The organism is Ruegeria sp. BE9 (genome assembly GCF_056538765.1).
Window position 1 is genome coordinate 295386 of the sequence record NZ_JBQFTS010000003.1, and the last position, 26505, is coordinate 321890.

Sequence of the window (26505 nt, forward strand, 5' to 3'; positions counted from 1 at the left end):
TTAGATAAATGTTCTTGGAAAAATCCGAGTTCCTTGTGGAGTATGCGAAACATCCCAAGGCTGCATAGCTTAGGTTCGAAAACTGTTTGTGCCCAACCAAACCCCATCTGGTGTAATCTGCGTTCCATAGACCAAACGCTCAACCCCTTGTGCCTGCGCAGCCTCGAACGCGTTGGCATAGGCGGGATCAATATCCGCGGCGAGCGTAAACTGGTCGCAATCCGTGCGTTGAACCAAATACAGCATGATTGCACGGTGCCCCCGCAACGTCATTTTCGCCAGTTCGCCCAGATGTTTGGTGCCGCGTGCCGTAACGCTGTCGGGAAACTCAGCCAGGCCGGGTTCGCGAGACAGAGTGACACTTTTGACCTCGACATAAGCGTCAGGCAGGCCGGGTTGGGTCAGCAAAAAATCAATGCGGCTGTTCTCGCCGTACTTTACCTCGGGGCGAACAGTTTCATATGCGGCGAGTTCGGGGATCTCTCTGTTTTCAAGCGCTGCGCGCAGGGCTTTGTTCGGAACAGACGTATCAACTCCGGTGAAATGGCCGTTCTCATGATCCACCAGCCGCCAGCCATATTTCAGCTTTTTCTTGGGATCGTCGTTGGGCTCCAGCCAGATTTTCTCACCCGGCTCTGCCAACCCCATCATTGACCCCGGATTTGCGCAATGGGCCGTCACTTCGCGCCCGTCCTCCAGCGTACAATCGGCCAGAAAGCGTTTGTAGCGGCGGATCAGGCGGGCGGGGATAAGGGGGGTTTCAAATCGCATGTCTCAGGGCCTATACCTGCCTTACGGGTCGATCAAGAGGGGCACACGCCATGGCCAATCCAACCGCTGCAATGCTGGTGATCGGGGACGAGATCCTTTCGGGCCGTACCCGTGACGCGAATATGCACTTCCTCGCACAAGAGTTGACCAAGCATGGTGTCGACCTGAAAGAAGTCCGCATTGTCAGCGATGATGCGCCCGCGATCGAAGCGGCGATCAAAGTGTTGTCTGACGCCCATGACCATGTGTTCACAAGCGGGGGCATTGGTCCGACGCACGACGATATAACTGCCGACTGCATCGCGCGTGCGTTTGGTGCGCACATCGATATTCGTGACGATGCCCGAGCGCTGTTGCAGGCGCATTACGACAAGTCTGGGTTGGAGCTGAACGAAGCCCGCCTGCGCATGGCGCGTATTCCTGACGGGGCTACACTGATCGACAATCCGGTTTCGACTGCGCCGGGGTTTACCATTGAAAACGTGCATGTGATGGCCGGAGTACCGTCAGTGTTTCAGGCAATGGTCGCCAGCGTTCTTGCTGGGCTGGCGGGGGGGAGCCCCTTGTTGTCGCAAACACTGAGGGTGGATCGGGGAGAGGGTGATATTGCCGCCACCCTTTCTGCGCTGGCCGAGGACTTCGCCGATCTCTCCATTGGATGCTACCCGTTTCAGGTCAACGGCGTCTTTGGTGCAAATGTCGTTGTGCGCGGGACAGATGGCGCACGTGTCGATGCCGCCACAACGCGTCTTGCGAAAGAACTGGACCTGTGAGCACGCACTGGCCTGACATTGTTGACGGCACATGGCCCGCCGCCCAGTACGAGCGATTGGGCCCGTTTCAATTGCGTTGCGGGCAGGGCGGGGGCTCGCGCGTGTCAGCTGCCAATGCGTTGGGTCCAACGACCGGTACGGATATTGAAGCCGCCGAGGCCGCCATGCAGGCAATGGGGCAAAAGCGTATCTTCTGCTTATGGCCCGGGGATGAGGCTCTGGATGGTCAACTTGAGGACCGCGGATACGATGTGTTGGACCCGGTTAATATCTACACTTGCCCGGTGGATCATCTGACGGACATTCCTGTTCCGCGCGTGACTGTTTTCACCACGTGGGAACCTCTGGCCATTATGAAGGAAATTTGGGCGCAAGGTGGTATCGGACCCGAGCGGGTGGCCGTAATGCACCGTGCTTCCGGTGCCAAAACTGGGCTTTTGATCCGTCACAAAGATCAGCCGGCAGGCACAGGTTTCGTCTCGATTCATCAAGGTATTGCAGTGGTTCATGCGCTGGAGATCCTGACTGATCATCGTCGTCAGGGCTTGGGTCAATGGGCGATGCGAGCGGCGGCTTTTTGGGCACGGGAAAATGGGGCTCACACCCTAAGTGTGATCTGCACCAAGGCAAATGACGGAGCCAACGGGCTTTATGCTGCACTTGGGATGGAGATCGCCAGCGAATACCATTACCGTCAGCATGCCTAAGGAGAAAGCCAGACGTGACTGATCAATCGCTGCCTACCGCTCTGAACCTGCCGATGGTGGATCCATTGCCGCCCGAAACGCAAAAGTACTTTGACATTTGCGTGGAAAAGCTAGGTTTCGTGCCGAACGTGCTTCGGGCATATGCCTTTGACATCGACAAGCTGAACGCGTTCACCGCGATGTATAACGATCTGATGCTGGCAGACAGCGGGTTAAGCAAATTAGATCGAGAGATGATCGCCGTGGTCGTTTCTGCGATCAACAAGTGTTTCTATTGCCTGGTGTCTCATGGGGCAGCAGTGCGCCAATTGTCAGGTGATCCGCAGTTGGGAGAGATGTTGGTGATGAACTACCGGGTCGCGCCTCTGGATACCCGACAGCGCGCCATGTTGGATTTTGCTTCCAAAATGACCTCCGCCAGCACCGAGATTGAAGAACCTGACCGGCAGCGTCTGCGGGACGCAGGTTTTAGCGACCGCGATATCTGGGACATTGCAAACGTGACCGGTTTCTTCAACATGTCGAACCGGGTTGCCAGTGCCACAGCTATGGCGCCCAACGACGAATACCACACGCAGGCCCGATGATCCGCCACTTAGCCCTTTGCCTGATTGTACTGGCCGCTCCGATTTCAGCACAGGAGCTTACGCTGCCGTCCGGCGCGCGACAGATCAGCGACCGGGTTAGCCCGCTGGATAGTTATGACCTTCCGACAGGTCCATTTGCCGATGGTACAGTGCCTGTCCGATCCGTGGAGGGACGGGTTGAGCGGCTCACCTGGAGGTTGCAGTCCGGGTCCAGTACGACGCTGCAGTTACTCGCGCCACTACGCACGCAGATCATCGCGCAGGGTTATGACGTTTTGTTTGAATGCCAAGCGCGGACCTGCGGCGGGTTTGATTTCCGTTTTGGAACCGAAGTGGTCCCTACACCGGATATGTACGTCGCCATTCAGGACTACCGATTCTTGTCCGCCGTTCGCGGTGACGAAGTATTAAGCCTGTTGGTCAGCAGAAACCCTCCGGACGGATACGTCCAAATGATCCGGGTCACTCCTGTTGAGGCCGAAGCACCGCCGCCCTTGGTGATTGAGGAAACGGTTGATCAGGCTGGGGGGTTATTGGCTGACTTGCAGGAAAACGGGCACGTCATTCTGGATGATCTGCATTTCCGCACTGGAGAGATGACCCTTGGTGACGGGCCGTTTGCGTCATTGGCGCTGCTTGCAGCTTATTTGTCCGACAATCCCGGAGTGCGGTTGGCGCTTGTGGGTCATACTGATGATACCGGTGCGTTAGATGCCAACATTTCGGTCAGCACCGGGCGGGCTCAGGCTGTGCGTGCGCGTCTGATCGAAAAACACGGGGTTTCTGCCGACCGGATCGAAGCGCGCGGTATCGGTTATCTGACTCCGTTGACTTCGAACGCAACGCCGGAAGGGCGCGATTTGAACCGTCGGGTCGAAGCAGTTCTGCTGATCAACTGATCTTTCGCGCAAAAAAAGACCCGCACCAAAGCGCGGGCCGTCGAGGTTTCACCGTGGGAGATTCTACCAATCCATCGGACCCTTGTCGTTGAAGGACTCGACCAGGAAATCAATAAAGGCCCTAACCTTTGGCTGCGTAAAGCGGCCGGGCGGATAAACGGCGTAAACGCCTTGTACTTCGTCGGGCAGGGACGGCATGGCGTCCAGAACGGCGCCGGATTTCAGTGCATCCGCATAGAGGTAGCTTGGCAGATACGCGATCCCCAGCCCTGAGATGGCTGCATTCAACAGCGACTGCCCGTCATTCACGCTGAGCCAACCGGCCGTGCGGACCTGCCGCTTTTCGCCCGAGGGTGCAGTCAGCTTCCAAACATTGCCGGAAGACTGGCTGGAATAGTGCAACAGCTTGTGTTCGTTCAGGTCGTCGATTTTCTGCGGGCGCCCGAATTTCTCGATATAGCTGGGCGCTGCCACCATGCGCTTTACGGTCTCTGTCAATTTGCGCGCGCGCAGGGTGCTATCTTCCAGTTCACCGATCCGCACGGCCACGTCGAAACCTTCGGAAATCAGCTCTACATAGCGGTTGTTGAGCACCATGTTGACGGTGATGTCCGGATAGGCTGAAAGGAACTCTGACAGTACCGGAGACAAATGATTCACACCAAAGTCCGTCGCTACACTGATCCGAAGCAGGCCCGAGGGGGCGGACTGCATCGAAGTCACCAGTGCGTCAGCTTCTCCTGCGTCATTCAGAACGCGACGCGCGCGGTCATAGTAGGCGAGCCCGATCTCGGTCGGAGAAACGCGGCGCGTCGTGCGGTTCAGCAACCGTGCGCCCAGTCGGGCTTCAAGGCTGGAAACATGCTTTGACACGGCCGACTTGGAGATGCCCATTTTCTTGGCCGCATCGGTGAAGCCACCTTGGTCCACCACATTGGCAAAGGCTTCCATTTCGGTCAGTCGATCCATACTCGTTCCCCGGGTGTCTAGTCTTTGCCTGACTTTGGTTCTCAATCTGGGCGGAAACACGGCAGACATGGGATAATATCAGGGATTTAAATCAGATCGTTTGCAGATGGGAAACGCAGAAACAATGGTTTCCGACACAGCCACAGACCCTGCATCAAAGGGAATTTCGGCGTTCGTGACCGAATGTGTTAACATGAGAATGGCAAATTTGTGACCACGGAGGAGACCATGAAAGCCTTGCTCACCCTAGCTGCCCTGTGCCTGTCAGCCACCTTTGCGCTGGCCGGAGGGGAAACACCCTCTAACCCGGAAGCGAAAGTCTATTTCGTGAATCTGGCGGATGGTGACACGGTTCAGTCGCCGGTAACCGTGGTCTTCGGCCTTAGCGGTATGGGCGTTGCCCCCGCGGGGACCGAAAAGGAAAACACCGGGCATCACCATTTGCTGATCGACCGCCCGCCGATTGGTGAAGGTGAAGATGGCGCAGATGAGTTAGCCTATGGCCTTCCAGCGGACGATAACCACTTACACTTTGGCGGTGGTCAGACGGAGGTGACGCTTGATCTTGCTCCGGGTGATCATACGCTGCAATTGGTGCTGGGCGATGCTGGTCACGTGCCGCATGCGACGCCGATTGTATCCGAAGTGATCACGATTACAGTCGAATAGGCCAAGCTTTTTGGTCGCAAACCCGGCTACGCGGCAACTGGCATCAGGAAGACGCCGCGTGCCAATTCTGAATTCAACCGTTCCGCAGGATACCATTGGTTGAGCACAGTCTTGGTCAGCAGGTCAGGGTTTTCCTGTGTAAACCTCTCAAAGCTGTCCGCTTGGCTGTTTGCAAGACGTTCCGCAATCAAACTCATGAAAGCATAGGTTATCGTTAGATTGAACTTGTCCGGGGCCCCAGCATTTTCTGCCAAAGTCCGGATTCCCTTGGCGTAGATAGCCGCCGCGTCGATGAAGTCGTGCTTGTGCAACAGGTCGTAAGCGACCTGCACATGTTCGGCATGTCCAAACTTCGTGTTGTCGATGGCGTGTGCTTCAAACGCGTGGGTGACGTTGGCATATTGCTGTGCGCTCATTCTCCGTCCTCCTTAAAACGGTGACTGTCTTCGGCTGTCCAATCCAAATCGTAGACATTCTTGAGTTGCTTGATCTTCTCTAGCGTTTCTTCGGAAAACGCAGGCTTATTCTCAAAGCTATGCAGGGCGATGCCCTCAATCAGATCTCCAAGTGTCATGTCCAGTGACTCAGCCAGCCCCTTGAGGACTTTCAACAGCCGCTTTTCGATCCGAATTCCTGTTTGGGTGCGTTCTACTTTTTTGCTCATTTGTTATATATGTACTTATGTACTCTGATCGTCAAGTGACCACAAAAAAAGCCGCCTCCTTCGAGGCGACTTTTCCATCGATCTATTGGTTTGGCTCTTTAGAAGGTTGCGGCCAGGCGCGTGCCCTGGTTGATCGCCCGTTTCGCGTCCAGCTCTGCCGCCACATCCGCGCCGCCGATGACATGAGGGGTGATCCCGCGATCGATCAGGGCATCCGCAAGGCTGCGCTCGGATACCTGTCCGGAACACAATACAATCGTATCCGCCGCAATCACTGTCGGGTCAGCGCGCTCTTCGCCAAAACTGATATGCAGCCCGCCTTCATCGATGCGCTCGTAATTCACGCCGCCAACGAAGTTAACGTCCTTCATCTTTAGCGTTGCGCGGTGAATCCAGCCGGTCGTCTTGCCCAGACCTTTGCCATGCGCCTGCTTCTTGCGCTGCAGCAGAGTGACCTGACGCGCCGGCGTTTCGGGCTGTGGGCCTTCGGGTGCCAAACCCGAGCGGTGCTGCTCGGGATCGGTTACGCCCCACTCTTTCATCCATGCGGGCAGGTCGGTGGTAATGCTGTGGCCATCCTCAAGCAGGAATTCGGAAACATCGAACCCGATGCCCCCTGCGCCGATGACTGCGACGGACCTACCGACCTCGGCCTTCTCACGCAGTACGTCGATATAGTTGATGACGTTATCGCGGTCCTGACCCGGTATCTGCGGATCGCGGGGGATGACGCCGGTGGCGATGACCACCTCGTCAAAGCCAGCCAGGTCGTCGGCACTAACTTCGCGGTTCAGTTCGACCGTCACGCCCAGTTCGGACATCATGGTGCGGTACCAGTCGACCAGCCCCCAGAATTCTTCTTTGCCGGGTACTTGTTTCGCCATGTTCAGCTGTCCGCCAATCTCGGCTGCACGGTCGAACAGAGTCACGTTGTGACCGCGCTGGGCAGCTGTCATCGCGGTGGAAAGGCCAGCCGGGCCTGCGCCGACGATGGCCACGGTTTTCGGCGTCTCGGCCGTGCCGATTTCCAGCTCGGTTTCATTGCAGGCGCGGGGGTTCACCAGACAAGTGGTCAGCTTGCCGCTAAACGTGTGGTCCAGACAGGCTTGGTTACAGGCAATACAGGGTGCGATCTGCGCGGATTGACCAGCAATGGCTTTGTTCACAAAGTCTGCATCGGCCAGCATCGGACGCGCCAGAGACACCATGTCGGCGCAGCCGGTGGACAGAACCTCTTCGGCTACCTCAGGGGTGTTGATCCGGTTCGAGGTGATCACCGGGATGCCGACCTTGCCCATCAGTTTTTTGGTAACCCAGGCAAAAGCTGCGCGCGGAACGCTCGTGGCAATCGTTGGAATGCGCGCCTCGTGCCAACCGATCCCGGTGTTGATGATCGTCGCACCGGCTTTTTCGATGCGTTGGGCCAGCTCGACCACCTCTTCATGGGTCGAGCCATTGGGGACGAGGTCAATCATCGATAGGCGGTAAATGATGATAAAGTCCGTTCCCACCGCCTCACGCGTGCGGCGCACAACCTCAATCGGTAGACGCATCCGGTTCTCATACGACCCGCCCCAGCGGTCGGTGCGCTTGTTGGTATGCGTCACGAGGAACTGGTTCAGGAAATACCCTTCAGACCCCATAATCTCGACGCCGTCATAGCCCGCTTTCTGGGCCAGAACGGCGGCGTTGACGATGTCACGGATCTGTTTCTCAATACCTTCTTCATCCAGCTCGTTGGGCGGGAAGGGGGATATAGGAGATTTAACCGGGCTAGGGGCAACGCATTTGGGGCCATAGGCATAACGTCCTGCGTGTAGGATCTGCATGGCGATCTTGCCACCCGCCTCATGTACCCGCTGGGTGACGATCGAGTGGTTGGCCACTTCTTTGTCGTTGGTCATCATAGAGGCGCCGGGCAGGACCGAGCCTTCGAGGTTTGGGCCAATTCCGCCCGTCACCATCAGGGCCACGCCGCCACGTGCACGATCAGCATAAAACTCGGCAACGCGGTTCCAATCGCCGGTCTCTTCAAGCCCTGTGTGCATTGAGCCCATCAAGACGCGGTTTTTAAGCGTGGTAAAGCCCAGATCCAGCGGGGCCAGCATGTTTGGGTACGCAGTCATGGCGAACTCTCCCTCCCGATTCTTCATCGTTAGATTGACGTTCGCGTCAACTTTGTCACGAAGAACCTAACGTCATACTCTTTGCTGTTTCTGCAACGCTTGTTACAGAGTTTCCAGAGCAACTTATGAGGCCGCGTATGACCCCTGAAGAGATCGTCAAACTGCCCTATCGTCCCTGCGTTGGGCTGATGCTGATGAACGCCGAGGGTAAAATATTTGTCGGTCAGCGCAATGACCGACACGCAGATGCGTGGCAAATGCCGCAAGGCGGCGTGGATAAGGGTGAAGATCCCCGTGATGCCGCCCTTCGCGAGTTGTGGGAAGAAACGGGCGTCACCTCTGACCTGGTCGAGATCGCAGCCGAAACTGACGGCTGGCTGCCCTATGATCTACCGCATGACATCGTGCCAAAGATCTGGAAAGGGCGCTTCCGCGGGCAGGAACAGAAGTGGTTCCTACTGCGCTTTACAGGCAGTGATGACCAAATCAACATCGATACTGATCATCCGGAATTTACCCGCTGGAAATGGCAGGAGCCCAGCAAACTGATCGATGAGATCGTGCCCTTCAAGCGCGAGGTATACGAGCAAGTGGTTGCGGCTTTCGCAGACTATTTGGATTGAACCGCAGCCCGTCGTTCCTGTCGACGCAGGAAGTAACGTTCGAGTTCAGAGTTTTCGCAGTTTGTGGTGAATAGACCGCTCCGCTTTTCTGGTCGATTGCGGGTCGGATGGGCCTTTCGGTGAAAGGAAACCGGAACAGTTCCCTGGGCTGATCACCCCGCGACAACTTGCTGTGAGGGGGCGTGGTTTGGGGGCCGGGGCCTCTCTAGCTTGGTCAGCATGAAAGATACTGCCCAAGCCCAACTCGCCATCCTTCCTGCCGGACGCAAGTTCACTGGTACCGACCGCTGTGCGCCCTTGCGAGGTGGGTTGCAACGCTGTGGCGAATATGGCGCCGGTCAGACAGCGGGACGGTTCTACCCTGTTGCTTGCGTTGCGCTTGAGGTGACCCAGCGCTGCAATCTGGACTGTACGCTCTGCTATCTCTCGGACCGGGCCGAGATGACATATGACCCACCGCTTTCGGTTCTGTTTGCGCGTCTTTCAACGATTCACAGCCACTATGGTCCCGGGGTCTCGGTTCAATTAACAGGCGGCGACCCGACCTTGCGCAAGGTAGAAGACCTTGAGGCGTTGTGTCGTGAGATACGCCGGCTTGGAATGCGGTCCTGTCTGATGACAAACGGCATCCGCGCCAGTCGAGCGTTTCTGACACGGTTGGCAGCGGCCGGTCTGGACGATGTGGCCTTTCACGTCGACATGACCCAGGAACGCAAAGGATTTGAGAACGAAGCTGAGCTGAACACTGTCCGCAGGGCCTACATACGTCGTGCGGATGGGCTGGGTCTGCGTATTCTGTTCAACACTACCGTTTTCGGAGGAAACTTCGATCAAATCCCAGCATTAGCACGGTTCCTGCGCGATCAACCCGAAGTCGCGTTTGTGTCGTTCCAGATGCAGGCAGATACCGGTCGCGGAGTTTTGCGTGAACGGCCCGAAGAGATCACCCAAGACAGTTTGGCGCAAGCCGTGGAAGAGGGGTACGGAACCGCTCTGGATTTCGGGGTGGCTGCAGTTGGGCATTCTAAGTGCAACAGGTATGCAAGCGTTGTAACTGCCGGAGGGCGAGCGGCGTCGCTTTTGTCGAACCGGCGACTGGTGCATCGGGTTATGGCCGCGCTGGAACGGGCGGACCGGTCCAACGATAGTCACCTTAATATCAGCGAAAGCGTACGACGTATGGCTCTGCGTCATCCTATTTTGGCTTCACGATCCGCGTTGCACCTAGTTGGTCGTATTCTCAGCTTGAAGATGGGTTTGTTGCGCGGACCCGTGCGTCGGCAGGCCGTGTTCATTCACAACTTTATGGCCGCTGATGCGCTTGACGATGATCGCTGTGCCTCATGCGTGTTCATGGTCGCTACGGCTGACGGCCCGTTGTCCATGTGCGCACACAACGCCAACCGGGATTCGTACTTAGCCCGCTCGGACCGGGTTGAGGGACCATTGGGGCCGAGTTGGTGGAATGCGGCCGTTCCCCGTTTGTCGGGTGGTCCGGATCTGCCTGAACTCGGCGACCCGTCGCTGGCTCCGCTGAAACGTCTCAAGGGTCAGATGCGCGCTATGCGTCAAAATCAAAAGGACGCATCATGAAGAGGCTATTGTTCTGCTTGCTAGTGCCCATACTAACGGCCTGCGCGAGTGTCGAACGACTGGCGTTGCCCGCAGCCTCTCCGTTGCCGGATACTGCGTTGACCCGCGCGGCGGCCCAACCCGGACAGCGCGTGGATCACCGACCTTGGACTACCTTTCTGTCCCGCTATGTCTCGCCGGATACAAACGGTGTGAATCGCGTCTCTTATGGGCGGGTTACCCAAATAGATAAGGCAAAGTTGGATGCGTACCTTATAGACTTGCAGCGTGTCGATCCAATGCGGCTAACTCGGGACCAACAGTTGGCCTATTGGATCAACCTCTACAACGCGGTCACGGTGGATTTGGTTCTGGAAAGCTATCCTGTTGCGTCGATCCGAAAAATTAAAGACGGGCCGTTGTCGATCGGACCGTGGAACAGACGAGTGGTGAACGTTTCAGGTCAATCGCTATCGTTGAATGACATTGAACACCGCATCATCCGTCCAACTTTTCAAGAACCTCGCATCCACTACGCGTTGAACTGTGCGGCAGTCGGGTGCCCAAACCTGATGGACCGCGCATGGCAGGCCAAGACACTGGAAAGTGACCTCGCCGCGGCCGAGCAGGCTTATATCAACGACCCGCGCGGAGTGCGTTTTGACGAGAGCGGAGGTCTAATCCTGTCGAAAATCTACATTTGGTTTCGAGAAGACTTTGGACCCAACGAAGAAGCGGTCCTGAGCTATATTCGTCGGCTTGCTGATCCTGATTTACAGGTCAAGTTGCAAAGAGTGTCGCGTGTCAAAGCTTATAAATACGACTGGGCTTTGAACGACTCTGCAGCAGGATCGTAACGCCGCCCGAGAAGGCGGCGTTGCTATTAATCAGAGCAGACCTTCGGCGCGCAACAGTTCCTGCAAGTTCGCTTCAGGGCGTGGTCCGATATGGCTGATGACTTCGCGGGCGCAGACGTTGCCAATTTTTGCGCAGGTTTCATAGTCGCGCCCTGTGGCCATGCCATACAGGAACCCAGCGGCGAACTGATCGCCTGCACCGGTTGCATCAACCGGCACAACCTTTTCGACAGGGACATCGATGCGTTTGTCGCCATGCAGAACGGTGACGCCGTCACCCGATCGGGTGCACACGACCAGTGGGCAAATCTCAGAGGTTTTCGCCAGTGCTTCCTCTAGGTCGTCGGTTTCGAACAGCGATTTGATCTCGGCCTCGTTGCCGATCACGAAATCCAGCTCGTTTTCGATCAACAGCAGGAAATCAACGCGGTGACGTTCAACGCAGAACGGGTCAGAAATGGCGATACCTGTCTTGCCGCCACCTTTGTGACAATCACGCGCGGCCTCTAGAAAAGCGGCTTTGCCTTTTTCCTTGTCGAACAGATAGCCTTCGAGGAACATGATCTGGCTGTTGCCGGCAACATCGCTGGAAACGTCCTGCGACGAAAGCTCGGAGGAAATCCCAAGATATGTGTTCATCGACCGCTCACCATCGGGTGATACAAAGATCATCGAGCGCGATGTTGGCAACTCTCCACCCGGCACTGGTGGGTTCACGAAATCGACCCCATCTTCGTTCATCGCATCCGCGTAGAAGCGGCCCAGAGCATCGTCATGCACACGCCCAATGAATGCGGCGTCCAACCCCAGCGCGCCAGCCCCTGCAATCGTGTTGGCGACTGAACCGCCGGGCGTTTGAACCCGCCCTTCCATCGACGCATAGAGAACTTCACCACGTTCCTGTTCGATCAGCTGCATGATGCCCTTTTCGATACCCATCAGTTCCAGGAAACTGTCATCGGCTTGGGAAATCACGTCCACAACGGCGTTGCCGATGCCAACAAGCTGGTAGGTTTTCATAGGTTCTTGTCCTCAAATTCGCAGAGATCGCGGATGATACAGGTGCCGCACATGGGTTTGCGCGCTTTGCAGTGATAGCGGCCATGCAGGATCAACCAGTGATGGGCATGGAGCTGAAAATCGGTTGGAATATTGTCCTCGATGGCGCGCTCGACCGCGTCGACGTTTTTTCCCGGGCATATCCCTGATCGGTTCCCGACGCGAAAGATGTGGGTGTCTACCGCTTGCGCGGGGTAGCGCCACCACATGTTCAAAACCACATTGGCCGTTTTGCGTCCGACCCCCGGCAGCGACTGCAGCGCAGCGCGCGAATTGGGGACCTCTCCATCGTAGTCGTCGACCAGAATGCGGCTGAGCTTGATAACGTTTTTGGCCTTCTGGCGGAACAGACCGATGGTCTTGATATGTTCGATCAGGCCCTCTTCGCCCAAATCCAGCATTTTTTGCGGTGTATCAGCGATCTTGAACAGATCTTTGGTGGCCTTGTTGACACCGGCATCGGTCGCCTGCGCCGACAGCGCCACCGCCACAACCAGAGTGTAGACGTTCACGTGATCCAGCTCGCCCTTGGGTTCCGAGTCGGCTGCCTGAAAACGCGTAAAGATCTCGCGGATCGTGTGATAATCGAGTTGTTTTGCCATCCGAGCCTTAATGCCGCCCGATACGCCTCGACACAAGCCCAAAGCAATTGCGCAAGTTCCGGGTCGCGAGGGCGTGACCTGCGCGCTATGGTTAACCCCTGACAATGAGGTGAGAACCATGAACGTCCAGACCCCAGAAAGCGGATACCACTACAATGTCATGCGCCGGGCGATCGAGCTTATCGATCAGGGCGGCGAGGGGCTAAGCCTTGAGGAAATGGCTCGTCAGATGGACATGAGCCCCGCGCATTTCCAGCGCCTTTTCTCGCGCTGGACGGGGGTGTCGCCGAAACGCTACCAGCAATACCTGACTTTGGGCCATGCCAAGGCACTGCTGCGCGAACGGTTCACTACACTGGAGACTGCACATAACGTTGGCCTGTCTGGCAGCGGACGCCTGCACGACCTCTTCCTGAAATGGGAATCCATGAGCCCCGGTGAATACGCGCGCAAAGGCGCTGGTTTGACAATCTATTGGGGCTGGTTCGAAAGCCCCTTTGGCCCTGCACTGGTAATGGGCACCGACAAAGGCATCTGCGGGATGGCATTCGGAGCTGAAACCGGTGAGGAAGAGGCGATGGAAGACATGCTCTCACGCTGGCCGCAGGCGGACTTCGTTGAGGATCCGATGCGCTTGCGCCCATGGGTGCTGAGCGCATTTGGTTCGGTTTCTGACCGGTTGGAACCGACGCCGCTTTACCTGATTGGTTCACCTCTTCAGATCAAGGTTTGGGAAGCGCTGATGCACATCCCCTCGGGCCAGGTGACTACTTATTCTGAGATCGCGGAACGGGTGGGATCTCCCCAAGCGGTGCGGGCCGTGGGCACGGCAGTAGGGCGCAATCCGGTCAGCTGGCTTATCCCCTGCCATCGTGCGCTGCGGAAATCCGGCGGTTTGGGTGGCTATCATTGGGGCCTGCCCGTAAAGCGCGCCATGTTGGCGTATGAGGCCGCGCAGGCGGATGCCTGATTGACAGGATGACAATCCAGTGCCAGATATCGCGGCAGGTTTGGGTCCCCTGCCGTTCGCGGCCTTTGGCTTTGGTGAAACCCTCTGTAAAGAACATCTGTTGCCAATTTCACGGCGCGCGGATGGCAATGCGAACCCCGTCCTGATTTCGCGCCCGTTCAAGGAAACGAGGCAAACGATGACGATATTTAAGACCATCCCTCCAGTCGCGGAACTGAAGGAGCAGGCCAAGCGTCTGCGCCAAAAGCTGCGCGCTACAGGCGTTTCGCTGTCGCACAGCGAGGCTTTGGAAATGCTGGCTCATCAATATGGCGTTCGGGATTGGAATACACTGCACGCGACAGCCGGAAACCGCATGCATTTGCGTGTCGGTGATCGGGTCGAGGGGCGGTATTTGGGTCAGCCGTTTTCAGCTGAAATTCGCGGCTTATCCATGTTGGGCGACGGGGCTAGCCGCAGGGTTACGCTGCAATTTGATGCTCCGGTCGATGTTGTACGGTTCGAGAGTTTTTCCTCGTTCCGTCAACGCGTGACAGGAGACATTGGTTGGGACGGGCGATCCCGAAGGCATACCTCGGATGGTCAGCCACAGCTTGTTGTTCGACCCGCCTGAAAAAGAGGTGAGGCTCAGATCGAGCCTCACCTTTTTCTGATTGCATAGGGCATGAGTTACTCAGCAGCCCAACCGCCGACGGCTTTGACCTCCAGAAAGTCCTCAAGTCCGAAAACGCCGCCTTCACGGCCGTTGCCAGATTGCTTCATGCCCCCGAACGGAGACCCGGCGCTGCGCGATTGTCCGTTCATTTCAACCATGCCCGAGCGCAACACCCGCGCCATGCGGTTCGCGCGCTCGCCATCCTGAGTCTGAACATAATTGGTCAGGCCGTAAGGCGTGTCGTTGGCGATTTCAACGGCCTCTTCCTCAGTGTCGAAGGGGATCATGGTGAGGACCGGGCCAAAGATCTCTTCGCGTGCGATGGTCATCTGGTTATTAGCGTCCGCAAACACGGTGGGTCGCACATAGTACCCTTTGTTGAGACCCTCAGGGCGACCGGTTCCGCCCGCGACCAGACGAGCACCTTCGTCGATCCCTTTCTGGATCAGGTCTTGAATCTTGGTCCACTGAACCTCGTTTACCACGGGGCCGATATGGCGGCCTTCTTCAAGCGCAGGTCCGACTTTGACCATGTCTGCGACTTCAGCAGCCGTTTCTACTGCCTGATCATAAACCGGGCGCTGTACCAGCATTCGGCTTGGGGCGTTACAGCTTTGACCGGTGTTCTGCATCATGTGCAGCACACCACGTTTGACGGCTTTTTCATCGGCGTCCGCAAAGATCACATTTGCGCCTTTGCCGCCCAGTTCTAGATGCACTTTCTTCAGGGTATCAGCAGCCGCTTTGGAAATCGCTGTGCCGGCGCGGGTCGAGCCGGTGAAGCTGACCATGTCCACGTCCGGGTGCGCTGACAGTCGCGACCCCACGCCGACCCCGTCGCCGTTGACCAAATTGAACACACCGGGCGGGAAGCCGGCCTCATCCATCATCTCGGCAAAAATCATCGCGTTCAGCGGACTCTGCTCGGACGGTTTCAGAACCATAGTACAACCCGCAATTGCTGCGGCGCCGACCTTGAGCGTGATCTGGTTCATCGGCCAGTTCCACGGCGTGATCAGGGCGGCAACACCGACTGCCTCATAGATGATCCGGTCATTAGGAGCATGATCACCCAACGGGCGTTCGAACTGAAATTCTTTGGCCGCGCGGATGAAGTTCTTTAGGTGGTACATTCCTGCGCCGGACTGCGCTGTGCGCGAAAGATCCAACGGTGCACCCATTTCAAGAGACATGGCCTGCGCCAGATCTTCGGAACGCGTCTGGTAAATCTCGACAAGTTTCTCAACCAGCGCGATGCGTTCTTCGACAGGGGTCGCCATCCAGCCGGGCAAGGCGGCCTTGGCCGCAGCGACGGCCGCGTCGGTGTCGACCTCGCCACCCAGCGAGATGATCGCGCAGGGCTCTTCGGTCGAAGGGTTGATAACGTTAAAGTCATTGGCGGCCGAAGGGCCGATCCACTGACCGTTTATATAGAAATCACGTTTTTCGATCATGGCGCATCCTCCTGTGCCCGCAGCCGGAAACTGTTTGTCGGGGCCACTCTGGCACCGGGGTTAAGGCGCGACAAGCAATAATTTGATCAAAATTTTTAACCATCGAAAACGGTTTAACAATTGCGCAAAGTGTTTAGGTTTACAGCGACCGACTCAGGGAATTTTTCACAGGAAAGGAGATTCACAATGGGTTTGCGTATCAATGATACGGTTCCGAACTTCACGGCAGAAACGGATCAGGGCACAATTCAGTTCCACGACTGGATTGGTGACAGCTGGGCAATCCTGTTCTCGCACCCAAAGGATTTCACACCTGTCTGCACTACCGAGTTTTCGGCCGTGGCGCAGTTGAACGACGAATGGGCGGCTCGAAACACCAAGGTTCTGGGTGTTTCCGTTGATGGTGTCGAAGACCACAAGAAGTGGAAGAAAGACATCGAAGCCTATGGCAACGCCAACCCCGGCTTCCCTATCATTGCGGATGACGGTCTGGCCGTGTCCAAGGCGTTCGACATGTTGCCAGCCGAGGCGTATCTGCCTGATGGCCGTACACCGGCGGACAGTGCCACTGTGCGATCTGTTTTTATCATCGGGCCGGACAAGCAACTGAAACTGTCGATGACCTATCCGATGACTGTGGGTCGGAACTTTGCCGAGATTCTGCGCGCGTTGGATGGTTTGCAAATGTCTTCCAAAGGTGTAGCCACACCGGCCAACTGGGTTCCGGGCGAAGACGTGATCATCCCGCCGGCCGTATCGAACGAAGAAGCCAAAGAGAAATTCGGCGAGTTCGAAACGATCTTCCCATACCTGCGTAAGACCAAAGCACCGTCGTAAGGCAGGGCTGGGTCAGGGGGGCTTTCAGCCCCCCATCGCGCCATTCAGGCGCAATCCCCCCAACATCCTATTGTTCAGACTGTTTTGACGGGCGCTGTGGGTGCAGGTGTAGCTGTGCACGGTAGGTCGCACGTTTGAATTCACGTGTCAGTTTGTCGGACAATGGCGGTTTGATCTGGATTGTCGAACCACCTATTTCGCCTGCAACCTCCTGGTTGCCTGTCCCTTGAAGGGCGTGAATGGGCTGGCCGGTCAGCCAGTGCATCTGCAGGAACGTATCCACGGGCCGGTCAATTTGATTGGTGGCGGCCAGCAGGCGGTTGGCGGCGCGGCGTCCTACAACCTGACAAACACATTGCAGACCGATCACCTTGGGCAGGATCAGGCGCAACCCGTTCTGTTCCGCCAGTGTTTGCACGGGCACTTCGCGTTGTTTTACTGGGATCCGGATATAGTGATCGGGCGTGGCGATTGGGGCCAGCATTTCCAGCGCTTCGGACATGCGATCCGGATCGATCCGTAAGTCATCTTCGGTGATGATGGCCAGATCGATCTCTTCTTCGACCAATTTACGCCAGATGCGACGGTGGCTTTCAAAGACACCAATTTCGGCGGGGCGCAGGGCAAAGGGGTAATGAGGGCGGTGCAGGTTGCCCGGATACAACCGAATATCCGCGATCTGGGCCGGGTCGCGGCCGTTTACGGCCTCGAACAATTCGGCGTTGGGCAGGTCGGCACACAGCTTATCGGCATTCGGCCGCCGGGCTGTGCTTGAAGACATATGGATGACAAAGGAACGCATGTCCCCGTGCATAGAACACGGGAACATGGGGGGGAAGAGAAACCGGAGAGAAACACTTCCCCCTGTGCAATCAGAACCCGTAACGCAGGCCGACGTTAACGCTGAACGCGTCAATGTCATCCTCAACGGTACCGGTCGACGTGCCGTTGGGGGCCAAGCGTTCGGACGAAACATCAAAGGCACGGGAATAGCGCGTGTCGAGCGTGAGCGCGATGTTCGAATCGATCTCATAAGCCACACCCGCGATGACCTGCGCGGCAAAGCTCGTGTCGCTGTCGTCCAGCGCCACGCCGGGTCCATAGGCGAAGTCCAAATCTGAGTAAGTAGCCCCTACGCCCAAACCAACATAAGGAGTGAACGCGCCGGCTTGTTTGAAGTCGAACAAAACATTGGCAAACAATGAGGTCTGGGTAACGTCGCCCGAGATGTTGCCTTCGGCGCCCGGTCCATTACCCGAAAAGTTCACACCGTCCACGTCGGTGTCACGATACGACAGTTCCAGTTCGACCCGAGTGCCGATTGTGCTGCTAGACCATTGTGGGATCTCTTTACCGATCGCAACGCCCACTCCGTAACCTGCGTCGAAATCCGTATCTACCGACTGTGACGATCCGTTTACCGTTCCGCTAAAGTCGCTGTCTTGCAGTTGGCTGTAACCGGCGAAGCCTTGAATATATAGCCCTTCTGACAAGCTTTGCGCAGCAAGGCCTGAGGCGCTGATCGTTAGGGCCGCTGAGGCAAGAATAAGACGCGTAACCATAACCATGTCCTTTGTTCCGAATTTGGTATGGCGCACATGTGGGCAATTCAGACGTGAAAGAAAGGCGCGGGGCCTTCACTTCGTTTCACAGGTTTTTGGAGGGGTGTGAGTGAATAATTTCAGCACTCGGCCAACACCGCTCAGCGGGTTCTAGCTGGACGATCCATGCCTTTCAGAGCTGGACGTCACTAAGGGCTCAGAAAGCAGTTCGTCGACGAAAAAGCTGAGCAGTTGCAAGCGTCCGGCGACGCCTGCCTTGCGATACACTGCCGCGCATTGGGCTTTGACCGTGCCTTCTTTGGTTTGTCGCAGCGCGGCGATGTCTGCAATTGAAAGCCCTTTGATTGAGAGTAGGGCAACGTCACGCTCAGCATCGCTGAGGTTCCAATCGCTAAATTGGGTTTCGATTAGTTGGGCGAAAGCGCCCTGTGCCACGCTCAGCTGTCGCTGCATATTTCGCACGCGTCTCATTTGGGATCGGATCAGCGCAATTGTCGCGGCAAGACCACCGATCAGGGCCAAAGCAAGAACCAGTTCAAAACTGTGCAAGTGACGAAAGCCGGCGCTTTCTCCGCCCGTCCAGTCCAACATCGCGTCGGTCATGAAAAAGGCGGCGCAGACGGCCTGCACCACCAGAAGGAGCCAAAGCAACGACGTTTGAGAAAGCTTCATGCGGCCCCTGTGAATTCACCCGATCAGTCGTCGTCCTCTTCAAGTTCGATGGCTTTAACCACGCCATCAGTCTTTGACAGGACCACTTCAGTTTCCACGCCATCTTTGATGAGTTCAACCTCGATCTCGCCGTCTTCGAACTCGATCTCTTCGATTTGGTATCCTTGCGCTTCGAGGGCGGCGCGAATGTCGGCTTCGCTGGTTCCCAGTTTGTCACCCAAACCGACGTTGGCCAGCGCGAGAACAGGGGCGGTTGCGATCAATCCGGTCAGTGTCAACAGTTTCAAGGTTTCCATATCGCATCTCCTTTTTTGCGTTTCGGCGATGTAATCGAGCTGGGGTTTGGGAGGGTGCGTTGCGATTGGTTTTTGGTTGATTTGGAGGGTATTAGACCAAGGTTTATGCGGTTCTGCTGGCGGACGTGGCCCCTCTGGTTCTGGATTTGGCCGATTTGTGCTAGGGTGGGGCGGGGGAAAATCTACAGGCAAACAACCAACGACGTCGGGATTTCAGACTGTTTTGAACAGGAGATGACGATGGCATTTACAGATTGGTATGTTGAGGGCGAGGCATTTGGAAACTGCAATTGCGGCTATGCCTGCCCTTGCCAGTTCGAAGAGTTGCCGACCCAAGGCCATTGCCGTGGCTTTGAAGTGATAGAGATTTCCAAGGGGCACTTCGGCGACACGGACCTCGCAGGGGCAAAGGCCGCATTGATTTACGCCTGGCCGGGGCCGATCTTTGAAGGCGGAGGAGAGATGCAGGTTATCATCGATCCAAGCGCTTCGGACGTACAGCGTGCTGCACTGGAAAAGGTTTTTCACGGGGAAGAGACCGAAGAGATGGCGACCCATTGGTTCGTCTTTCGGGCGATGTGTGAGACCGTTCATGAAACTCTTTTCCTGCCCATTGATTTTGAGATGGACATGGAAGGGCGAACGGCCAAAGTCACTATTGGTGATGTTCTAAGTTCCACTGGCCGTCCTATTCAGGCACCGCATGGTGGCGGAGAGCATCGTGTGAGGATAGATCTACCCGGAGGGATTGAGTTTACCTTGGCGGAAATCGGCAGCGCCTCTACCAAGGCGGATGCGGCAATCAAACTGGATCTAAACGATAGTTACGGTCAGTGGCATGTCATGAAACACGGACCGTCAGGGGTGACACATTAGCGATCGAGGGTTGAGGCGCCGTCGAAATTCTCAAAACCGGTTGTGGTTTCAGTCAATTCTGCTTCGTAGTGGGCGATCATCGACATTGCCACTGGTTCTATCTGTTCGTGCCAGACCGGACCGTTGTAGAAAGCGTCTTTGATCTGGTCTCGTGCGTCTAGGGATGGAAAAGCACGCATCCAGTGAACCTTGTCGGGGTTTTCCAAGTCTCGGAGCGGCCCGAAAACCAACATTCCTGCCTCACGCAGGGCGAGCCTGTTTTGCGCTTCGAAGAATGCAATGAACTCCTCTCGGCGACCGGGTTTCAGCGTGTAGTGGCGGATTTCCAGGATCATCAAATTGCCTCGCAATACAGTCAGGTGACTGTCGGTGCGGTCGGCAGGCGTTGCAAGAGGTGATCTTATCCAAAAAAGGCCCCGGAGTTTCTACCGGGGCCTTCGTCACTTGAAGGAAGGGCAGATTACTCTGCGCTTTCTTCTTTCTTTTCTTTCTTCTCAGGAACGATCTCTTCGCCGGTTTCCTGATCGACGACTTTCATCGACAGGCGAACCTTGCCGCGATCGTCAAAGCCCAGCAGCTTGACCTTTACTTCCTGACCTTCCTTCAGAACATCCGACGGATGGTTCAGACGGCGGTTTTCGATCTGGGATACGTGGACCAGACCGTCGCGCTTGCCAAAGAAGTTCACGAAGGCACCGAAGTCTACGATCTTAACCACTTTACCGGTGTAGATCTGACCTTCTTCCGGCTCAGCCACGATCGAATAGATCATGTCATAAGCCTTCTGGATCGATTCACCATCAGGCGAAGCGATCTTGATGACGCCGTCGTCGTTGATGTCGACCTTGGCACCCGAAACTTCGACGATCTCGCGGATGACCTTACCGCCCGAACCGATCACTTCACGGATCTTGTCGGTCGGGATGTTCATGGTCTCGATGCGCGGAGCGTGGACCGAGAACTCGTTGGTTTCGGACAGGGCTTTGCCCATCTCGCCCAGGATGTGCATCCGGCCTTCTTTGGCCTGTGCCAGAGCGGTTTCCATGATCTGCGGCGTGATGCCTGCGACTTTGATGTCCATCTGCAGCGAGGTGATGCCGTTTTCGGTACCCGCCACTTTGAAGTCCATGTCGCCCAGGTGATCTTCGTCACCCAGGATGTCGGTCAGAACAGCGTAGTCACCGTCATCTTCCAGGATCAGACCCATGGCCACACCGGCAACCGGTGCTTTCAGAGGAACACCCGCATCCATCATCGACAGCGAACCGCCGCAGACAGAGGCCATCGAGGACGAGCCGTTGGATTCAGTGATCTCAGACACCACGCGAACGGTGTATGGGAAATCCGTCGGCGCAGGCAGGACAGCCTGCAACGCGCGCCATGCCAGCTTGCCGTGGCCGATTTCACGACGACCGGGCGAGCCAACGCGGCCCACTTCACCAACCGAATACGGAGGGAAGTTGTAGTGCAGCAGGAAGTTCGATTTGAAGTTGCCATGCAGCGCGTCGATGAACTGTTCGTCGTCGCCGGTGCCCAGAGTGGTCACAGCCAGCGCCTGTGTTTCACCGCGGGTGAACAAGGCCGAACCGTGGGTACGCGGCAGCAACGAGGTTTCGGCTTCGATGGCGCGGACATCGGTGGTCGAACGACCGTCGATGCGCTTGCCGCCTTTGACGACGTCACCGCGCAGGATGCCGGCTTCCAGCTTTTTCATCGCGGAACCCAGGTTCGCGTCTTCCAGCTGTTCCTCGGTCAGCGCTTCTTTGATCGCTTCACGTGCAGCGGCAACAGCAGCGGTGCGCTCTTGCTTGTCGGTGATCGCGAATGCGGCGCGCATCTGCTCTTCACCGGCTGCGGAAACAGCGGCGTACAGCTCCGAGTAATCGGGTGCGACGAATTCAAACGGCTCTTTTGCAGTTTCTTCCGCCAGCGAGATGATCAGGTCGATAACCGGTTGGATCTGCTCGTGCGCAAAGGTAACAGCGCCCAGCATTTCGGCTTCGGACAGTTCGTAGGCTTCCGATTCCACCATCATCACGGCGTCTTTGGTACCGGCAACAACCAGGTCCAGACGCTGTTCTGGGTTCAGGCGCAGGTCCTGCATATCGTCGACGGTCGGGTTCAGGACGTATTCGCCATCCACGAAACCAACACGAGCACCGGCGATTGGGCCCATGAACGGCGCGCCGGAAATGGTCAGAGCAGCCGAGGCAGCGATCATTGCAACGATGTCAGGGTCGTTGACCAGATCGTGGCTCAGCACGGTGCACATCACCAGAACTTCGTTTTTAAAGCCGTCAACGAACAGCGGGCGGATCGGACGGTCGATCAGACGCGCGGTCAGCGTCTCTTTCTCGGTCGGGCGCGCCTCGCGCTTGAAGAAGCCACCCGGAACTTTACCGGCGGCATAGTATTTCTCTTGGTAGTGCACGGTCAGTGGGAAAAAATCCTGACCGGGCTTTTGCTGCTTGGCAAAAGTCACGTTGGCCATGACGCTGGTTTCGCCCAGCGTGGCAATCACGGTGCCATCGGCCTGGCGCGCAACTTTGCCAGTTTCCAGTGTGAGCGTATCCTCGCCCCACTGAATTGATTTCTTTGTTACATCAAACATATGCGTATCCTAGATAGGAGCACTCCCGGCCCTCCGGGTCTCCCGTTTTGCATGGCGGCCCCATTGCCGCCGACCTCACTTTATCTTCCATTCGAGTGCCGAGGTCAGGGCACAACGTCTCAGATACCGCGCGCATACATGAGATTACGGCTAAAGGGAAGTGATAAGGCAGTCGAAGCTGGGCGGCCCGACAAGCATTGTAATTCTTTTTGGCGCTTGCTGTGTTCTTGAGTGTTTCACTGCGCCGACCCGTTTAGCATCCGGAATTGGATCGCGTGACTGTTGGAACAGGTCGGTCATGCAGGCCCTTGATTGCAGCAACGCTTGAATGCAGTTTTCGGACGCGTGCAAGTACTTGATCTCGTCGACATTTCTATGCGCTAACATTCGGCTAGGTGAATGTTTTTGGGAAATATTGCTTTGGGTGTAGGATGTTATCACTGAACCCGCGGTTGAAAAGACGGTAGCGCGCCAAGGGGGTAACATACTCATATCCGTCAGTCAGCCGAATACCTTGGCGTTTGCACCTAGCGAACAGAGGGGCATCGTATGGCTCAGACGAAAAAAATGCTGGATCCGGACCCACGGATCTATGATTTCGAAACAGAGTACGAACTGGGGCAAGACAACGTCCGGCCATTCGGTCTGGACATTCATAACCCGGTTTTCCTGATATCCAGTATCCTTATCTTTGCTTTCGTTCTGATAGCCTTGGCCAATCAGGAAGCTGCAGCGGCTTTCTTCGGTTGGCTGCGGCCGTGGCTAACCAGCACGTTTGACTGGTTCCTGGTCTTGTCAGTGGACGCGATAACCCTGTTTTGCCTTGTTCTAATCATCCTTCCGGTCGGCAAAGTCCGGATTGGAGGCAAAGACGCCAAACCTGATTATTCCTATGCTGGATGGATTGCGATGATGTTCGCGGCCGGTATTGGTATTGGCCTGTTGTTCTTTGGCGTAATGGAACCCGTCTATTACAACTTTGCCGAGGATGGTAACGCCCGTCCGTTGGGTATCGATATTGCGGTACCGGGCAATGAATACATCGGCATCGTTGGCACGATCCACCATTGGGGTCTCGAGGGATGGGCAGTCTACGCTGCAGTGGGTCTCAGTCTGGCGATCTTTAGCTATAACCTCGGTTTGCCGCTGACACTCCGGTCTGCCTTCTACCCAATTTTAGGTGAACGCGTTTGGGGCTGGTGGGGCCATATCATCGATACACTAGCGGTGTTTGCGACACTGTTCGGTTTGACGACCTCATTGGGGCTGGGCGCACAGCAAGTCGCGGCAGGGTTGAATGAGGTGTTCGGCATCGAACCCAGCCCAACCGTTACAGTCCTGCTTATCATCGGCATAACAATGATCGCGTTGGGCTCGGTCCTGATGGGCATGGATGCCGGTGTCAAACGGTTGAGTGAGATCAACATGATCATGGCCGTTGGGCTGTTCATATTTGTCATCGTGGTTACCGGCGTTGGCACTGCCATTGCACGGTATTTCAACGTTATGACCGACTATGTGTTGCACCTTCCAGCACTCTCCAATCCCTTCGGACGAGAGGATACCAGCTACTTCCACGGTTGGACGACGTTCTACTGGGCATGGTGGATCGCATGGTCACCGTTTGTGGGCATGTTCATCGCCCGTATCTCGAAAGGCCGCACGGTGCGTGAATTCGTGATCTGCGCGCTGCTGGCACCAACGGCAGTCTGCGCCCTGTGGATGTCGACATTTGGTGGCGCGGCGATCGACATGTTGAACGCAGGCGGAGCAGAAGGTGTTCGCGCCACTGTGATCGACAGCTACGCCCCTGAAGGCGCGTTGTTTGGCTTCCTGAAAGAGTTGCCGCTGTACGGTATTATCGCGCCAATCGCACTGATCCTGATCGTGGTGTTCTTTGTCACCTCGTCGGACTCGGGTTCGTTGGTGATCGACACGATCACAGCAGGCGGCAAGATGGATGCTCCGGTGATCCAGCGCGTATTCTGGTGTACGTTGGAAGGTCTGGTCGCAATCGCCCTGCTGCTGGGGGGTGGCCTGTCCGCCCTGCAAGGCGCGGCAGTCTCGACCGGTATTCCGTTTACGCTGGTCGTTCTGATGATGTGCTACTGCCTGTGGCTGGCGCTGAAATCCGAAAAGGCCAAGATGTAACCGGCCTATGAACAAAGAACGCCCGCTGGTCGGTGGGCGTTCTTCCGCGACCGTTCTTCGACCTTGTTTTGAGCTTGGGTGAAGGCACGTGATTTTGTAGCCGCTTCCAGCTGCGCGTGATTCACCGCCAATACCGCTGAATACATTCACTCATCTGTATGTTACAGTTTCACGAAGGTCGCAGGTTTTTCCTGAGTATGAGATCGCTTTTTCTGTGGGGGGAATTTCAATGAGTTTGAGAAAGACAATTATTGGCACCGTTTTGAGTGGAATTGGTGCGCTTGCGACTACGGTTCAAGTTGCACATGCTCAGGTGGAAGAGCCGGCCGCGTGGTCTCGGACCGAACCTTTTCCAAATCAAACGGTTTATTATCCGGGTACCGAAGCGCTGGGCCCCGACGAGATGCGTGTTGTCGCGTGTGGTACGGGTATGCCTCAACCCCGGTTGAAACAAGCTGCCGCCTGTTTCCTCGTCGAGTTGGGAAACGGAGAGAAATTCATCTTCGACATGGGAGAGGGATCTTTTGAGCGCCTAATGGCGCTGGGAATACCGTTGGATCAACTCGATAAAGTGTTCCTGGGGCATCTTCACCTTGATCATGCCGGCGACTTTCCGGCCTTTTACTTCACTGGTCCAGTGAACAACCGTCTAACGCCGGTGCGTTTATGGGGGCCTGCTGGAATCAAGCCCGAATGGGGCACTGCGGCCTGGGCCGATCACATGAGAAAGATGTGGGCTTGGGAAGAAGCAACAAGGGGCGCTGCAGTCGATCCACGTGGCCTTCAACTGGAGGTTAATGAGTTCGATTGGAAGGCCGTCAACAACGTCATCTTCGACGAGAATGGCGTCCAGGTGCGGACACTTCCGGCAATCCACGGTGAGCAAGCAGTGAGTTTTCTGCTTGAATGGAATGGTCTGAAGTTCGCGTTCTCTTCCGACACTTTGCCGACGCGGTGGTGGAGAGAGCACGCGGCTGGTGCGGATCTGTCTATCCACGAGTGTTTTACACCCCCTGAGTTCATGATTGAAAAGTACGGGTTCGAACCGTCAGAAGCTATTTTCGTCGGATCGCAGGGTCATACCGCTGCGCAGGCTTTCGGGAAAATCATGTCCGAAACCGAACCACGCTTGGCCGTCTGCTACCATTTTCAGAACGATCATGACATCGCGTTGGCGGTCTATTCGGCCATACGGGAAACCTATGATGGGCCGTTGGACCTGGCGGCGGATTTCATGACATGGAACGTTACCAAAGACAGGATTCGAACCCGTCAAGGTGTCCCAAACGAGGAGTCATTTCCTGCGCCTGTTCAGATGGCAAAACAACCACCAGACTCCGCAGCAGAGTTTCCATTTTCCGAGTTTGACTTAGAGAGCATTGATCTTGGCGCTGCCGAAGCGACAAACGAAATGATCGAGGCCTTCAACGAGCGGACTGGCAATAACCAGGTCGGTGCGTACACAAGCTTGCCGTTTGTTGAATAAAACTGGGTCCGCCACGGTCATCGGGATAAAAAAACGCCCACCGTTTTGGTGGGCGTA

At 56.3% G+C, this 26505-nt stretch carries 28 protein-coding genes; 14 read left to right on the plus strand and 14 right to left on the minus strand.

Annotated elements, in window-relative coordinates; all coding sequences use genetic code 11:
* Positions 1 to 69 precede the first annotated feature (69 nt).
* Positions 70 to 771, minus strand: a complete 702-nt coding sequence (gene sfsA, locus ACR0EO_RS12385) for a DNA/RNA nuclease SfsA (protein ID WP_480690306.1) — start codon at positions 769 to 771, stop codon at positions 70 to 72.
* A gap of 50 nt (positions 772 to 821) precedes the next feature.
* Between sfsA and ACR0EO_RS12390 the strand changes: the two genes are divergently transcribed.
* From ACR0EO_RS12390 to ACR0EO_RS12405, 4 genes are read left to right on the plus strand one after another with little or no spacing between them, the layout of a single operon-like run.
* The gene (locus ACR0EO_RS12390) at positions 822 to 1544 is read left to right on the plus strand and encodes a competence/damage-inducible protein A (protein WP_480690308.1); all 723 of its coding nucleotides are present in this window, start codon (positions 822 to 824) and stop codon (positions 1542 to 1544) included.
* Complete coding sequence (locus ACR0EO_RS12395) at positions 1541 to 2251, plus strand: GNAT family N-acetyltransferase (protein WP_480690310.1); 711 nt, start codon at positions 1541 to 1543, stop codon at positions 2249 to 2251. The genes ACR0EO_RS12390 and ACR0EO_RS12395 overlap by 4 nt, the downstream gene beginning before the upstream one ends.
* 14 nt (positions 2252 to 2265) lie before the next feature.
* The gene (locus ACR0EO_RS12400) at positions 2266 to 2838 is read left to right on the plus strand and encodes a peroxidase-related enzyme (RefSeq protein WP_480690311.1); all 573 of its coding nucleotides are present in this window, start codon (positions 2266 to 2268) and stop codon (positions 2836 to 2838) included.
* Positions 2835 to 3737 (plus strand): OmpA family protein, encoded by a 903-nt coding sequence (locus tag ACR0EO_RS12405; protein ID WP_480690313.1) that lies wholly within the window; start codon positions 2835 to 2837, stop codon positions 3735 to 3737. Before ACR0EO_RS12400 ends, ACR0EO_RS12405 begins: the two co-directional genes overlap by 4 nt.
* 63 nt (positions 3738 to 3800) lie before the next feature.
* On the opposite strand, the gene ACR0EO_RS12410 is transcribed toward ACR0EO_RS12405, so the two are convergent.
* Entirely contained in the window at positions 3801 to 4706 is a 906-nt protein-coding gene (locus ACR0EO_RS12410) for a LysR family transcriptional regulator (protein ID WP_480690315.1), read from the minus strand.
* Positions 4707 to 4934: 228 nt separating this feature from the next.
* Between ACR0EO_RS12410 and ACR0EO_RS12415 the strand changes: the two genes are divergently transcribed.
* Positions 4935 to 5375, plus strand: a complete 441-nt coding sequence (locus ACR0EO_RS12415) for a DUF4399 domain-containing protein (RefSeq protein ID WP_480690317.1) — start codon at positions 4935 to 4937, stop codon at positions 5373 to 5375.
* Between the two features lie 26 nt (positions 5376 to 5401).
* On the opposite strand, the gene ACR0EO_RS12420 is transcribed toward ACR0EO_RS12415, so the two are convergent.
* The 3 genes from ACR0EO_RS12420 to ACR0EO_RS12430 all read right to left on the minus strand — a co-directional run bounded on the left by ACR0EO_RS12420 (position 5402) and on the right by ACR0EO_RS12430 (position 8165).
* The gene (locus tag ACR0EO_RS12420; protein WP_480690318.1) at positions 5402 to 5791 is read right to left on the minus strand and encodes a hypothetical protein; all 390 of its coding nucleotides are present in this window, start codon (positions 5789 to 5791) and stop codon (positions 5402 to 5404) included.
* Positions 5788 to 6039, minus strand: a complete 252-nt coding sequence (locus ACR0EO_RS12425; protein WP_480690320.1) for a hypothetical protein — start codon at positions 6037 to 6039, stop codon at positions 5788 to 5790. The genes ACR0EO_RS12420 and ACR0EO_RS12425 overlap by 4 nt, the downstream gene beginning before the upstream one ends.
* 98 nt (positions 6040 to 6137) lie before the next feature.
* On the minus strand, positions 6138 to 8165 hold the full coding sequence (locus ACR0EO_RS12430) for an FAD-dependent oxidoreductase (protein WP_480690322.1): 2028 nt from the start codon (positions 8163 to 8165) through the stop codon (positions 6138 to 6140).
* 137 nt (positions 8166 to 8302) lie between these two features.
* Between ACR0EO_RS12430 and ACR0EO_RS12435 the strand changes: the two genes are divergently transcribed.
* From ACR0EO_RS12435 to ACR0EO_RS12445, 3 genes are all read left to right on the plus strand, one after another.
* On the plus strand, positions 8303 to 8788 hold the full coding sequence (locus ACR0EO_RS12435; RefSeq protein WP_480690324.1) for an RNA pyrophosphohydrolase: 486 nt from the start codon (positions 8303 to 8305) through the stop codon (positions 8786 to 8788).
* Between the two features lie 219 nt (positions 8789 to 9007).
* The gene (locus ACR0EO_RS12440; RefSeq protein WP_480690325.1) at positions 9008 to 10381 is read left to right on the plus strand and encodes a radical SAM protein; all 1374 of its coding nucleotides are present in this window, start codon (positions 9008 to 9010) and stop codon (positions 10379 to 10381) included.
* Positions 10378 to 11217 (plus strand): DUF547 domain-containing protein, encoded by an 840-nt coding sequence (locus tag ACR0EO_RS12445; protein ID WP_480690327.1) that lies wholly within the window; start codon positions 10378 to 10380, stop codon positions 11215 to 11217. The genes ACR0EO_RS12440 and ACR0EO_RS12445 overlap by 4 nt, the downstream gene beginning before the upstream one ends.
* A 30-nt stretch (positions 11218 to 11247) precedes the next feature.
* Here the strand turns inward: ACR0EO_RS12445 and ACR0EO_RS12450 are convergent, their stop codons facing one another.
* Both ACR0EO_RS12450 and nth read right to left on the minus strand, forming a co-directional pair.
* A complete protein-coding gene (locus ACR0EO_RS12450) occupies positions 11248 to 12237 on the minus strand; it encodes an adenosine kinase (protein ID WP_480690329.1) in 990 nt (329 codons plus the stop codon).
* Positions 12234 to 12878, minus strand: a complete 645-nt coding sequence (gene nth, locus ACR0EO_RS12455) for an endonuclease III (RefSeq protein WP_480690331.1) — start codon at positions 12876 to 12878, stop codon at positions 12234 to 12236. Before nth ends, ACR0EO_RS12450 begins: the two co-directional genes overlap by 4 nt.
* A gap of 118 nt (positions 12879 to 12996) precedes the next feature.
* On the opposite strand from nth, the gene ACR0EO_RS12460 reads away from it, so the two are divergent.
* Together ACR0EO_RS12460 and ACR0EO_RS12465 are read left to right on the plus strand one after the other, a co-directional pair.
* The gene (locus ACR0EO_RS12460) at positions 12997 to 13848 is read left to right on the plus strand and encodes a methylated-DNA--[protein]-cysteine S-methyltransferase (RefSeq protein WP_480690333.1); all 852 of its coding nucleotides are present in this window, start codon (positions 12997 to 12999) and stop codon (positions 13846 to 13848) included.
* A gap of 19 nt (positions 13849 to 13867) precedes the next feature.
* Positions 13868 to 14461, plus strand: a complete 594-nt coding sequence (locus ACR0EO_RS12465) for a glyoxalase superfamily protein (protein ID WP_480690335.1) — start codon at positions 13868 to 13870, stop codon at positions 14459 to 14461.
* A 56-nt stretch (positions 14462 to 14517) separates the two neighbouring features.
* Here the strand turns inward: ACR0EO_RS12465 and ACR0EO_RS12470 are convergent, their stop codons facing one another.
* Positions 14518 to 15957: an aldehyde dehydrogenase family protein gene (locus ACR0EO_RS12470; protein ID WP_480690337.1), complete on the minus strand. Its 1440-nt coding sequence runs from the start codon at positions 15955 to 15957 to the stop codon at positions 14518 to 14520.
* Positions 15958 to 16143: 186 nt separating this feature from the next.
* Here ACR0EO_RS12470 and ACR0EO_RS12475 point away from each other — a divergent pair, with 186 nt between their 5' ends.
* The gene (locus ACR0EO_RS12475; protein WP_170355987.1) at positions 16144 to 16794 is read left to right on the plus strand and encodes a peroxiredoxin; all 651 of its coding nucleotides are present in this window, start codon (positions 16144 to 16146) and stop codon (positions 16792 to 16794) included.
* A 67-nt stretch (positions 16795 to 16861) separates the two neighbouring features.
* Here the strand turns inward: ACR0EO_RS12475 and ACR0EO_RS12480 are convergent, their stop codons facing one another.
* The 4 genes from ACR0EO_RS12480 to ACR0EO_RS12495 all read right to left on the minus strand — a co-directional run bounded on the left by ACR0EO_RS12480 (position 16862) and on the right by ACR0EO_RS12495 (position 19324).
* Positions 16862 to 17596 carry a glycosyltransferase family 25 protein gene (locus ACR0EO_RS12480; protein ID WP_480690340.1) on the minus strand — a complete coding sequence of 245 codons (735 nt, stop codon included), beginning with the start codon at positions 17594 to 17596 and terminating at the stop codon, positions 16862 to 16864.
* A gap of 70 nt (positions 17597 to 17666) precedes the next feature.
* Positions 17667 to 18356 carry an outer membrane protein gene (locus ACR0EO_RS12485; protein ID WP_480690342.1) on the minus strand — a complete coding sequence of 230 codons (690 nt, stop codon included), beginning with the start codon at positions 18354 to 18356 and terminating at the stop codon, positions 17667 to 17669.
* 150 nt (positions 18357 to 18506) lie between these two features.
* On the minus strand, positions 18507 to 19028 hold the full coding sequence (locus tag ACR0EO_RS12490) for a helix-turn-helix transcriptional regulator (protein WP_480690344.1): 522 nt from the start codon (positions 19026 to 19028) through the stop codon (positions 18507 to 18509).
* A 23-nt stretch (positions 19029 to 19051) separates the two neighbouring features.
* On the minus strand, positions 19052 to 19324 hold the full coding sequence (locus tag ACR0EO_RS12495; RefSeq protein WP_480690346.1) for a PepSY domain-containing protein: 273 nt from the start codon (positions 19322 to 19324) through the stop codon (positions 19052 to 19054).
* A 240-nt stretch (positions 19325 to 19564) separates the two neighbouring features.
* Between ACR0EO_RS12495 and ACR0EO_RS12500 the strand changes: the two genes are divergently transcribed.
* Positions 19565 to 20200, plus strand: coding sequence for a DUF1326 domain-containing protein (locus tag ACR0EO_RS12500; protein ID WP_480690348.1), 636 nt, complete (start codon positions 19565 to 19567; stop codon positions 20198 to 20200).
* On the opposite strand, the gene ACR0EO_RS12505 is transcribed toward ACR0EO_RS12500, so the two are convergent.
* Both ACR0EO_RS12505 and pnp read right to left on the minus strand, forming a co-directional pair.
* On the minus strand, positions 20197 to 20535 hold the full coding sequence (locus ACR0EO_RS12505) for a putative quinol monooxygenase (protein ID WP_480690350.1): 339 nt from the start codon (positions 20533 to 20535) through the stop codon (positions 20197 to 20199). The two genes, ACR0EO_RS12500 and ACR0EO_RS12505, sit on opposite strands and share 4 nt — an antisense overlap.
* Positions 20536 to 20660: 125 nt before the next feature.
* Positions 20661 to 22811 carry a polyribonucleotide nucleotidyltransferase gene (gene pnp, locus ACR0EO_RS12510; protein ID WP_480690352.1) on the minus strand — a complete coding sequence of 717 codons (2151 nt, stop codon included), beginning with the start codon at positions 22809 to 22811 and terminating at the stop codon, positions 20661 to 20663.
* Positions 22812 to 23360: 549 nt separating this feature from the next.
* Here pnp and ACR0EO_RS12515 point away from each other — a divergent pair.
* Both ACR0EO_RS12515 and gntH read left to right on the plus strand, forming a co-directional pair.
* Positions 23361 to 24962: a BCCT family transporter gene (locus ACR0EO_RS12515; protein WP_480690354.1), complete on the plus strand. Its 1602-nt coding sequence runs from the start codon at positions 23361 to 23363 to the stop codon at positions 24960 to 24962.
* A gap of 229 nt (positions 24963 to 25191) precedes the next feature.
* Positions 25192 to 26448, plus strand: coding sequence for a guanitoxin biosynthesis MBL fold metallo-hydrolase GntH (gntH, locus tag ACR0EO_RS12520; protein ID WP_480690356.1), 1257 nt, complete (start codon positions 25192 to 25194; stop codon positions 26446 to 26448).
* The last annotated feature ends 57 nt before the right edge of the window (positions 26449 to 26505 follow it).